This window comes from Oleiphilus sp. HI0079, assembly GCF_001635105.1.
Window position 1 is genome coordinate 1 of record NZ_LWFT01000437.1, and the last position, 11,101, is coordinate 11,101.

8 protein-coding genes and 1 pseudogene are annotated in these 11,101 nt (G+C 46.4%); 3 read left to right on the forward strand and 6 right to left on the reverse strand.

Annotated elements, in window-relative coordinates; all coding sequences use genetic code 11:
* Window positions 1-2,608, forward strand: a pseudogene (locus tag A3750_RS25975) (hypothetical protein); the annotation flags it as partial.
* 18 nt (window positions 2,609-2,626) lie between these two features.
* On the opposite strand, the gene A3750_RS05720 reads toward A3750_RS25975, so the two are convergent.
* The 4 genes from A3750_RS05720 to dusA all read right to left on the reverse strand — a co-directional run bounded on the left by A3750_RS05720 (window position 2,627) and on the right by dusA (window position 5,838).
* Window positions 2,627-3,358, reverse strand: coding sequence for a glycerophosphodiester phosphodiesterase (locus A3750_RS05720; protein WP_068456100.1), 732 nt, complete (start codon window positions 3,356-3,358; stop codon window positions 2,627-2,629).
* Window positions 3,355-3,813 (reverse strand): TerB family tellurite resistance protein, encoded by a 459-nt coding sequence (locus A3750_RS05725; RefSeq protein ID WP_068456103.1) that lies wholly within the window; start codon window positions 3,811-3,813, stop codon window positions 3,355-3,357. The genes A3750_RS05720 and A3750_RS05725 overlap by 4 nt, the downstream gene beginning before the upstream one ends.
* A gap of 5 nt (window positions 3,814-3,818) precedes the next feature.
* Entirely contained in the window at window positions 3,819-4,766 is a 948-nt protein-coding gene (tal, locus tag A3750_RS05730; protein ID WP_068463883.1) for a transaldolase, read from the reverse strand.
* Between the two features lie 94 nt (window positions 4,767-4,860).
* The gene (gene dusA, locus A3750_RS05735; RefSeq protein WP_068457845.1) at window positions 4,861-5,838 is read right to left on the reverse strand and encodes a tRNA dihydrouridine(20/20a) synthase DusA; all 978 of its coding nucleotides are present in this window, start codon (window positions 5,836-5,838) and stop codon (window positions 4,861-4,863) included.
* Window positions 5,839-5,987: 149 nt separating this feature from the next.
* On the opposite strand from dusA, the gene A3750_RS05740 reads away from it, so the two are divergent.
* Window positions 5,988-8,063, forward strand: coding sequence for a hypothetical protein (locus tag A3750_RS05740; protein ID WP_156492535.1), 2,076 nt, complete (start codon window positions 5,988-5,990; stop codon window positions 8,061-8,063).
* 39 nt (window positions 8,064-8,102) lie between these two features.
* Here A3750_RS05740 and fabR read toward each other — a convergent pair whose 3' ends face one another.
* Together fabR and A3750_RS05750 are read right to left on the reverse strand one after the other, a co-directional pair.
* Window positions 8,103-8,708 carry an HTH-type transcriptional repressor FabR gene (gene fabR, locus A3750_RS05745; protein ID WP_068457849.1) on the reverse strand — a complete coding sequence of 202 codons (606 nt, stop codon included), beginning with the start codon at window positions 8,706-8,708 and terminating at the stop codon, window positions 8,103-8,105.
* A gap of 28 nt (window positions 8,709-8,736) precedes the next feature.
* Window positions 8,737-9,210: a MaoC/PaaZ C-terminal domain-containing protein gene (locus A3750_RS05750; protein WP_068457850.1), complete on the reverse strand. Its 474-nt coding sequence runs from the start codon at window positions 9,208-9,210 to the stop codon at window positions 8,737-8,739.
* A gap of 165 nt (window positions 9,211-9,375) precedes the next feature.
* Here A3750_RS05750 and hrpA point away from each other — a divergent pair.
* Window positions 9,376-11,101 (forward strand): ATP-dependent RNA helicase HrpA (gene hrpA / locus A3750_RS05755; RefSeq protein WP_068548093.1); only part of this gene is annotated, 1,726 nt, incomplete at its 3' end.

Consider the following 11,101-nt stretch of genomic DNA (forward strand, 5'->3'; position numbering starts at 1 on the left):
GCTTCTATTTGAGACAAATCCTTGGATTAGAGATTCAGATCAAGATGGTTTGAGTGACGGCGAAGAGGTTCAAGGCGTCACTTGTCTTGCTCTTGATAACGTTACGGTCAATATTTGTACTAGTGATCCTGCAAATGCGGATACCGATGGTGATCAGCTAAATGATGGTGACGAGCGCATAGCTGGAACTTTTCCTAGAGAAGTAGATACGGATGGCGATGGTTTAGAAGATGGAGAAGAGGTTATTAGGCTTATTGATCCACGCATGCCTGATACGGACGAAGACTTTTTGATAGATAGCATGGATCCATTCCCATTAGCCATTGATGGTGATCTTGATGGTATTTTTGATTTTGTCGAAGTGTTGATTGGAACTGATCCATTGGTCATGGATACGGATGGCGACACCATCTCTGATGGTGATGAGATCTGGGTATTTGGTTTCGATAGTGCGGGCGACATACTTCGTTTTGGAACCGACTTAGATAACAATGACATTGGTGATGCTTCGCTTAATACGCGTGCTTCGGACATAGGGTGGGTTGCCGCGCAGAGAGTTGACTTTGAACTAGAACCATATCGCTCAGTAATTAGCTCCTTTAACTTGGATATTCCCGAGCTATCGTCACTGTATATTTGGCGATTGTCAGACCCTTTATTAGAAGATGGTGATGCTGATGGTTTGCCTGATCTTGAGGAGCTCGGTGTTATTGAGGCCCATGCTGCGGGTGTTGATCTTCAAACCTTGCTGGATGTTCCTGTAGATCTTTCGGATGATATGTCGTTTGAAACCTTAAAGGCTGAGGCTCGGTTTACTTTCACTAACCCTCTGTCTGCGGATTCGGATAATGACCTGATTTCTGATGGTTTAGAAGATTATGACCAGGATTACGCGTCAAATCTCCAAGAGGCTGAACTTACCGAAGCTAGCTCAGTGAACCCAAACTCTGATTTGAATCTTGGTGTAGCAGGTTCGGATGGATTGTTGGACGGTGTTGAGCTCAACATTCTGTTAACTGAACCGAATAATCAAGATTCGGATTCTGATGGGATTAAAGATGGTGCGGAACTCTCTACAGTGTTCGTTGATGCGGTAGCGGCAAACGCGGCTTCGAATCCAAGAGTTGTCGTATCTCTCAACGATTGTTTGGCGAATGAAACAGGTATAGAGAGCGCGGGTAAAGCGTATTGTTTTGACGTGCAATTTGTTTCATACCCAACGCTTACCGATAGTGATTTTGACGGCGCAGATGACGATGTTGATTATTACCCTCTAGACCCCGGTTGTGTAACTCAATCACAGGGCTTTGATAGAGTTGATCGACATCAGTGTTTCTCGACATGGATGAGTGAGCAAGATCAGGGAGCTAAGCTTGCATCAATTGATAGTGGAACTCAGCAGTTGGCATTATTTAACGGTGATTGGGACTCCGTTGTTCGTTATGATCTTTCTGCGAAAGAGTACTTAAAGGAACTGGATGTAAGCTCTGACGCTGCCGATTTTGTCGTATATGAAGCGATTAGCGATAAGATGCTCTTCATTGATAAGACGGGCCAGTTGCGTTCGGTTTCATTGGCGTCACCGAACACAATCGATGTTCTTCCTCCGATAGCGCTAAATTCCGATGAAATGGTAGAGGCGATGGTGGCTATCGATGACCATGTAGCCATTCAGTTAGGACTTGGAGCACAAGCTCGTATTGCTTTGTATGACACTAATGGTGGCTATGTTGATCAGATTGCAATACCCGATGCGAACCTAGAATACGCTGAGTGGGATTCATCGAGCAGCCCCAAACGACTCTACCTTCCAATTGGCAATGGTCTTATCGAGGATTTCGGGTTCTTAGAGCTTGAAACCGCAACGCCGGGCAGCAATGGATTTCTATCGGCGGTTCAGCTTGCGACTGCATTTTTTGATGCGGTTCCGCTGAGTTATGTTTCTTTGGATAGCGCCGGAAGTAAGGTCATCGTTCCTAGTGGCTATGTTTTTTCGAAAGATCTAGATATGGCTACTAGTTTATCTGATCTTTCTAGCTTGGGCGCTAGTTACCGTTCAAGTACGAAGCAAATGTTGGTTAAGCAATCGACTCTTACAGACAAAACTCATGAGAAGTATTACATCTCCTCTTATACGAATGCCAGTAATGCCCAGTCTGTTTCTACCCTGTTTGATCAAGACAGTGTTCAAGTGTTTGTAGACTCCCGTTCGGTTGCCCCAATTAGAGCAAATGGTTTTGATTTTCCTACTCAATCGGAAGATGAAGGCATTTGGGGGCTTATTTCACTGGGAGATGATGTGGTTCAAGTGCGCCGTAAAAGTAGCGGAATTGAAATATCGAACGTCGGTCTGAACGACTTGGATAGTGATGGCATGCCTTGCTTCTATGAGCGAAGATTTGATTTAGTAGATGATGCGGGTTGCGGGCTGCTCAGCATATCTTCCGGAATTACCCGATTTGAAGACGCCGATGGAGACCGGTTGGTGAACGTCGAGGAGTATGATCAGTTGACGAATCCGCGTATTGAAGACAGTGATGGCGATGGCTGGACCGACTACGAGGAAGTCTTGGAGGATACGGATCCAACGGACCGAACCTCGTTTTAAATCTTAGCGGTAGATTAACTAAGGTATGCTTGACGACATAACAGATAGTGCCTTTGTCGGTATGTCCGTGATGATGCTGTCAACGCCCAAGCTGGATAACTCCTCCATTCTGTCGAGATCGTTCACAGTCCAAACGGAGACTTCCAAGCCATACTGTTTTGCGAGAGACAGTGTGGCCTGGTCGCAAAATCGGTGATTGAGGACAAGTAAGTCGCACCCAAGTGTTTCGCACACACTTACACTTGATTCTCCAAGATGCTCTGAGACGAAACCTGTTCTAATTTTAGGGTTGCGTATTTTTACTTCTTTAAGAAACCACCTGCTTGAAGAGGTGATTGTGATGCGAGCCGTTTCTGGTTTCAGCTTTGAAACAAATCTATTTAACTTCTGACTCAGAATTCTCATTCTTACGCGGCTTGTTGGTTTTACTTCAAGTTGCCAATCCACGGTGTCAGGGACGATATGAAAGACTTGTTCCAGAGTAGGGATGTAGCAGGCATCGGGCCATAGAGATTTACCCCTCGCATCAATTTTATTTAATACTTCAGCGGAGTAATCCGACAAACTTCCTTGGCGCCCAGTGGTTCTGCCCAGTGTTTGGTCGTGAAACACCATTAGTTGGAGATCATGAGAAAGCCTGACATCGAGCTCAAATGCTAGACATCCGGCTTTTTGAGCTATTATGAAGCTCGGCAAAGTATTCTCTGGAGCTTCGTTTCGCGCTCCTCTATGCCCTATGATTTTCGTCATTGAGATTGGGTTTCTGCCAAATAACGAGCCTCGGTAAAACGGGCATGATCAAGGTAGATTAACTCGGCTACTCTCCGAATAATATGCTCTTCATACTTATCAACCTGACCATCCGCAAACGCGATTTTCCATAATCCTTCGACTAGTTTGAATTTTTCGTTCTCGCTCATGTGTTCGTGAATGAGAGACGTGAATTCATACAGCGAAGTTGAATCACCCGCTTGTGTCTTTGCGTCTTTCAGAATCTCCGCAATGGTCTCATTATCGAGGTCGAAGAGGTCGCGTCCTAGTTGTTCAATGGTTTGACGTTCGGAAGGATCAAATACCGAGTCAACGCTTGCGGTAATGACCATCAAGCTGAAACAGCAAAGGTCAATATTTGCGGTGGCTTGGTCGGTAACGGTCGATTTTGAACCGCCAAGTTCATCGAACCAATTTTTTAGCGCGTTAATCATGTAGCTTAAGCCTTAAGCAGTTTTTCCAATTTGATTTGATCCGCCGCGAAGTTTCGAATGCCGTCTGCGAGCTTTTCTGTCGCCATCGCGCTTTCATTCATATCCCAGCGGAACGCAGATTCTGAAAGCGCTTTGACGTCTCCATTCTTTGGGCTATCTGCGAAGAGCTTGCGTTGCAAATCTCCCTCATCGCGAGACAGCTCTTCCAGCAGTTGAGGGCTGATTGTAAGCCTGTCACAGCCCGCTAGCTCCTCAATCTCGCCTGTATTTCTAAAACTCGCGCCCATTACAATCGTATCGTAGCCCGATGCTTTGTAGTGCCTGTAGATCTGCTGCACAGACAATACACCTGGGTCCTCGTTAGCAGGATAATCAGTGATTCCGCTATCGTTTTTATACCAATCTAAAATTCGACCGACAAACGGAGATATGAGGAACGCGCCAGCATCAGCAGCCGCCTGGGCCTGCGCAAAATCGAAGAGCAGAGTCAGGTTACAGTTGATGCCCTTTTGTTGAAGAATTTTAGCCGCTTGTATGCCTTCCCATGTTGACGCGATTTTAATTAATACCCGTTCTGTTGCTACGTTTTTTGAGTCGTATAGATCAATCAGCCTGAGTGCACGATTGACAGTTTCATCCGTGCTAAAAGACAGCCGAGCATCCACTTCAGTACTAATCTTCCCGGGAATATGGCCCAAAATTTCTTTACCAATAGAGCAAGCAAGATAATCACAAGCCAGATCTAATTGTTCTTGGCTATCGACGTCATGCCTTGCTCCGTATTTTTTTGCGTCGGCAATAAGGGGTTGGTACTCGTCTAGTGCGGCCGCTTTGAGAAGAAGGGAAGGGTTTGTCGTTGCATCTTCAGGTTTCCATTGCTTAATCGCTTGGAGATCTCCTGTGTCAGCTACTACCGTGGTCATGGTTCTAAGTTGTTCTAGTTTGCTCGCCATAGGTTTACTTCTTTTTTTTGTGATTTTAAAGATTTAAGTTAATCGAAATCGATCTGATTTAGAACCGAATAGCATCACTCAACATAGTTTTATTCTAGGCTGCTTGAGTGGATCTAACAAATTCAAGTGCTTTGTCTAGTACCTCTATGCCTGCGCCTGGTTTGTGTGCGTTCTCGCTAATGTATCTACGAAATTGTTTGCCGCCATACTGCCCATGGAAAAGCCCAAGAACATGGCGTGTAATGTAACTTAGCTTCTGACCTCGAGCCAGCTGGTCTTCTATATACGGATACATTTCCCGAAGAATGTTTTCACGAGTTTGTACAGTGGTCGATTTATTGTAGAGGCTAGTGTCGACCTCCGAGAGTAACCAAGGGTTGTGGTAGGCCTCTCGACCTAACATGACGCCGTCGACATGTTGCAGATGCGTCTGACATTCAGCAATCGTTTTGATTCCGCCATTGATAATAATCTCAAGACTCGGGAACTTCTTTTTTATGTCGTAGACTCTGTTGTATTTTAATGGAGGTATTTCTCGATTTTCCTTTGGGCTTAACCCGTCTAATATCGCGATGCGAGCATGTATGATGAACGTTTTGCAGCCGGATTCTGCGACAGCGCCTACAAACTCCTCAAGATAGGCTTCACTGTCGAGTTCGTCGATGCCGATTCTGTGTTTGATGGTGACGGGAATATCGCAGGCCTCTTGCATTGAGGCTAAGCAGTCATGGACAAGTTTAGGATGGGCCATTAAACACGCACCAATCATATTATTCTGCACGCGATCGCTAGGGCACCCTACGTTTAGATTAATCTCGTCGTAGCCCCACTTCTGGCCGATACTTGAACATTGTGCGAGCTGCTTGGGGTCACTCCCTCCCAGTTGAAGCGCTAGTGGATGTTCCTCATTGTTGTAGGCCAAGTGGCGCTCTTCTCCACCATGGATAATAGCGCCGGTCGTGACCATCTCGGTGTATAGCAGTGCATGCCTAGTGATCTTCCGTGCGAAATAACGCTGATGTCTGTCTGTCCAGTCCATCATCGGTGCAATTGAAAAAATTCTGTTTGGCATGTCTTAGGTTTCTTTACTGTATTTGGAGGGCTGTATTGTAGCTGATAAAGAGGCAAAAGTGCTTTTGGCTTCAAAGTGTGTCATGAATCTCTTACGATATTTATAAGACCTATATAATATCGCTTTGTACTGTTTAGATGGACGTTGCCTTGTATTTCCGCTTTATACCCGTAGCCTTGCTACTCACACTTATTAGCGCCTGTTCTCGTACTAATGATCTGGTTATTCCATCGCAACAGGTTAAGTCTGATCCTGAGTGCGCAACGCCTGAAATTGTCACGCCTGTTATTGCCTCACTAGAAGCAAGAACTCGCTCACTTGATGGGCGCACCTCCCAGCTGAACTACGCGGTGCAGGATATTAGCAACTCTGACGCGAGTGCGTCAGTCCGTGTGCCAGCACTCGCGAGTAGTTTGTTCTTTTCTTTCACCACTCTAGATCAAGAAGATCCGATTGCGCTTTCGAATGGCGAAGTAACCAGCTCTGGCGGCGTCTCTTTGATTTGGAAAGGAGACGGCGCGACAGATATCGCGTCAATTGAAAATGGGGTGGAGGCAAAATACCCGCTAGATCAAAACATTTCAGAGATCGTTTTAGGTGTTGAGATGTCCTACCTTGTTGACGAGGAGAGGGATGAGTGTCGGTTTCAAGCGCAGCGCGTTTTAGAAGATGTTCTCGACTCAGATGGAAATCCTGTTCTAGATGAAAATGGCGATGTTGAGCAAATAGAGAAGTATGTCGTTAGTAAAGACGTAAACTTTGAGCTTGTCTTTGATATTGAGCGCCACCCTTTTGAGGAAACTGCGCTGAGCATCGAACCAAGTCCGTTGGCATCGCTTGCCGGTAGTGCCGCGCATAGTGTTTCTTTTAACGGAAGATTTTTAGCGGTTGGTGTGCCCAAAGAGTCCTCTTTAGAAACCGGTTTTGTGCCGGCAAACGTCACGCCGTCTTCGACTGGAAAAGCAAACTCTGGTGCAGTGATGCTCTATGAGTTCGATTTAGAGAACCAACGCTACGATTATTGTGGTTTGATTAAGGCGACCAGGGCGAGAGTGGGTGATCGCTTTGGAGATCAGGTGCTGGTTAGAGGCTACAGTTTATTCGTATCGGCTCCGGGTGACGACAGCGGTTTCTCAGGATTTGCGAATGCTTCGGCGGAAAATTTGAGTCTCACTTATGATCGCGCAAATAGTGGAGCAGTATATGAGTTTTTGATCAGTGAGGGCTGTACTGCGCAAGAAATTTCTTATCTGAAGAGCCCCGATAACTCTGCTAATGCTACGTATCCAAACAACGGGTTTGGGACCGCGTTAGCGGAAGTAGGCGGTGAGTTATTGGTTGGTGCGCCATTCGCGAGACAGGGTGGCGGGACGCCGCAGGGAGCGGTTTTTCAATATCGAAGAGATAGCGATGGACGTTTTGATTCGGTTTTGACCTACCGATCAATCATAGAGCATGATGGCCAGGAGTTCGGCTCATCTATAAGCGCAACAGAAAACTATGTCGCGATTGGGGCTCCCAAAGACGCAGCAAATATTGACGACCTTCCTGTTTTTAACGGAGTTGTTGACCCTGCCTTTCTTGACCAAAATCCTGTCGCTGCGAGCAACGCTGAATCAGGTTCAGTGATGCTTTATGAAACACCCCAGCAAAATAATGTCATTACTCCGTTGGCCTATCTGAAACCACAAAACAATGACGAAGGTGATCTATTCGGTTCCACCGTTGCTATCGTAGGGACGTCCTTTTTTATTGGTGCACCAAGTGAAGATAGCGCTTCTGATCAGGTTAACGTCGGTGCTGAAGAGAATGTTGGGCCCGCTGGCTTTACGCCTCTTGACGGAGATTATGGTGCTGTATATCGCTACGATATGGATGATGACGAGGTTTTGGGTTTGTCTGACTACATTAAATCTCGTCAACCAAAACAGGGAGCAAAATTTGGTTCAGTAATGCGTGTCGAAGATCGCTATTTAGTGGTTGCAAATCCTGGCGTTGTTGCTGATTTTAATGGCTACTCAGCTATTAGGGGCCATGCTGAGGTGATTGACCATACCACCTATGAGGATCCTGTGCTCTTGAGTGTATTTGAGGATGACCAGTCGGCATCGGCTTTATCTGCAGACATTGAGGCGCTTGATTTATATGGCGGTACGTTGGTGCTTGGATTGCCTCGAGCGACCGTGAATAGCGTCAATGATGCTGGCGCGTTTTCTATTTGGTAATGCGGCTATACAATCAGGTTTGTTGTTAATTCTTGGGCTCTAGCGCTTGGATAGTGCTCCGCGCATTACAATACGAAGCTGCTCAGCGGTATTATCGCGAATGCGTTGCTTTTCTCTTCGATCAAGTACAGTGAGTTTTGTACCCATCGAGATAATAACCGCGATCATTGCTTCAGCCGTATTTTGAGCATCTAGCTTTGGTCTATTTAGCGCGTCAGAGCGCGCATCTAGGTAGCTCACAAGCTCGGTAACGAAGTTGTCGACCTCAGCACGCACCGCTTTTCTGTATTCATCAGAATAGCCAACTTGTTCTTGTAATAAGATTCTGAAATGAACAGGATATTGTTCAAGGAATTCGATGAAGGTGTCTACAGAGGTGTCGATAGCGCTTTCGGTTTCGCCAATTCTTTGCCTTGTTTTTCTGAGCATCTGTCTCAGAAATAACCCCGCCTCTTCTACTAGGGCTAGCCCTAGTTCCGCCATGTTCGGGAAATGTCTATAGAACGAGGGGGCCGCCAGCCCAGCCTCTCGCGTTACTTCGCGAAGGCCAAGGCTATCCAAGCTTCGGTTGTCTGATAACAAAGAGAGTGCAGCATCTAAAATCATTCTGCGCGTTCGTTGTTTTTGTTCTGCGCGCGTCGTCATGTATCGCTCTTTAAATACTCTTTGGCTGCTAGCTTTCTATCTCTATCCTTGGCAGGTTGGGTTCCTGTAGGGATACTTTGTCGGTCGGGGCAACAATTAGGGAAGTGCCCGTGAGAATTTCCTTATTATCCTGATTTTTGACTCTGCAGTCCATTGCGACGCGGTGGCGCTCGAGCTTTTCTTTCACGATGAGTGTCACGGTTAGAGTATCCCCGACTCGGACGGCATCAGCGAATTTGAGGTTTTGCTCAAGGTGGACCGTTCCTGGCCCTGGAATAACTGTTGACAACGCAGCTGAAATAAGAGAACCAGCCCACATACCGTGCCCAATCCGTTCTTTATATGTTGTTTTCTTTGCGTATTCTGCGTCAAGCGATACTGGATTGACATCGCCAGATGCAGCTGCAAACAAAACGAGCTCATCTTCCGTTAATGTTTTTGTAAATGTGGCATAATCTCCGACGTGAAGTTCGTCGTAAGTAATGTTCTCAATCACCCGCATGTTTATTTCCGTTCAAGTTAAGTCGTATTCACTTAGAATAGGCCACAATCAATGCGATTCAATAAACATCGTGTAAGCAACTGTATCTAATAAGATTTAAGAATTTTTGTGTCTTCTGAAAAACATACAATCAGTACAATTAAAGCCCTTGATTTAAGTTTGTGCATGTTCCGAGATCAGCACCACTTGCGCAGAAAGATTGCACGCGTAGACGGTCTCGAGGGGGATGAACTCGCTAAGCTCTGCACTCAGATAGAAAAAAGCTTCAGAGATTCATGCGCTTTAGTAGAGAGGCGCCAAGATAGAGGCGTCCGAATACATTATCCCGATAACCTTCCTGTGTCTCAGCAGGTGGATGAAATACGCGCGATATTAAGAAAGCATCAGGTTGTTGTTATTGCGGGCGAGACAGGTTCTGGTAAGACGACACAAATCCCAAAGGTATGCTTGGAACTTGGCTTATCGGATAAAGGTTTGATCGGACACACTCAACCAAGGCGGCTTGCTGCACGGACTGTTGCTAATCGAATCGCTGATGAGCTTAACGTAGAGCTCGGTAATCAGGTTGGTTATCAGGTCCGGTTTTCTGACCAAAGTCAGCCCGAAACGCTTGTTAAGGTAATGACCGACGGAATTCTCCTGGCCGAGATAAAAAATGACCCTTACCTTTCAAAGTACCAAGCTATCATTATCGATGAAGCGCACGAGCGGAGTTTGAATATAGACTTTTTGCTTGGTTACCTGCGAAATCTCCTTCATAAACGAAAAGACCTTAAAGTCGTGATTACTTCGGCGACGATTGATGTTGAGCGTTTCTCGAAGCATTTTGGTGGCGCGCCCGTTATTTCGGTTGAGGGTCGAACGTTTCCCGTGGAAGTGAAATACCAACCGGCCTCAGACGGGGATGATGCAAGTCTTCCTGAGCAAGTCCAGCAGGCCATTGAGGGGATTATCCAAGACGAGCGGGACAAGAAGTGGCGGATCGGTGATGTTCTCGTTTTTCTGCCCGGCGAGCGAGAGATTCGTGAAGTTGCTAAACACTTGCGTCATTCAGAATGGCGAGACACCGAGGTGACTCCTCTTTATGCACGTTTGAGTAACGAAGAGCAATCTAGAATCTTTAAGGGGCACTCTGGTCGGCGCATCGTCTTGGCAACGAATGTGGCAGAAACGTCGATTACAGTGCCTGGCATCCGCTATGTAGTCGATAGCGGTTTAGCAAGAATGTCGCGCTACAGCGTGCGTTCTAAAATACAGCGCCTACCTATCGAGCCGATCTCTCAAGCCAGCGCCAATCAAAGAAAAGGGCGGTGTGGACGAGTTGCAGAAGGTATTTGTTATCGGCTTTATTCAGAAGAAGATTTTGTCGGTCGACCTCAGTTTACGGATCCCGAGATCCTACGTACCAATCTAGCCTCTGTTGTGCTTAAAATGTTGGATGTCGGGCTCGGCGATGTTCGTAAATTCCCTTTCATTGATATGCCCGAGTCCAAGCTCTGGAACGATGGTTTTAAGCTGCTCTTTGAGTTGGGTGCCGTTAGCCAAAACAACAAAATTACATCGCTTGGTCGTGAGATTGCGAAGCTCCCGATCGATCCGAAGCTTTCCCGTATTCTTTATCAAGCCAATGAGTCAGATTGCCTCCATGATGCCTTGATTGTCGTCAGTGGTTTGGCGATTCAAGACCCTCGCGAGCGACCTGCGGAGAAGCGTCAAGCTGCGGATCAGGCACATGCTGTTTTTAAAGATGTAGATTCAGATTTCGCGACATTGTTGAAGCTGTTCAATGTCTACGAAGAGCAGCGTCAAACGCTAGGTAGTAGCGCTTTAAAGCGATTTGCACAGAAGAGCTTCCTTTCTTTTATGCGGATGCGAGAGTGGCGCGAAATGC

Bases quoted from the DNA above. Each gene is read 5' to 3' on its own strand.
- A3750_RS05720 (WP_068456100.1), bottom strand. From the start codon at position 3,358: ATGACGAAAATCATAGGGCATAGAGGAGCGCGAAACGAAGCTCCAGAG.
- A3750_RS05725 (WP_068456103.1), bottom strand. From the start codon at position 3,813: ATGATTAACGCGCTAAAAAATTGGTTCGATGAACTTGGCGGTTCAAAA.
- tal (WP_068463883.1), bottom strand. From the start codon at position 4,766: ATGGCGAGCAAACTAGAACAACTTAGAACCATGACCACGGTAGTAGCT.
- dusA (WP_068457845.1), bottom strand. From the start codon at position 5,838: ATGCCAAACAGAATTTTTTCAATTGCACCGATGATGGACTGGACAGAC.
- fabR (WP_068457849.1), bottom strand. From the start codon at position 8,708: ATGACGACGCGCGCAGAACAAAAACAACGAACGCGCAGAATGATTTTA.
- A3750_RS05750 (WP_068457850.1), bottom strand. From the start codon at position 9,210: ATGCGGGTGATTGAGAACATTACTTACGACGAACTTCACGTCGGAGAT.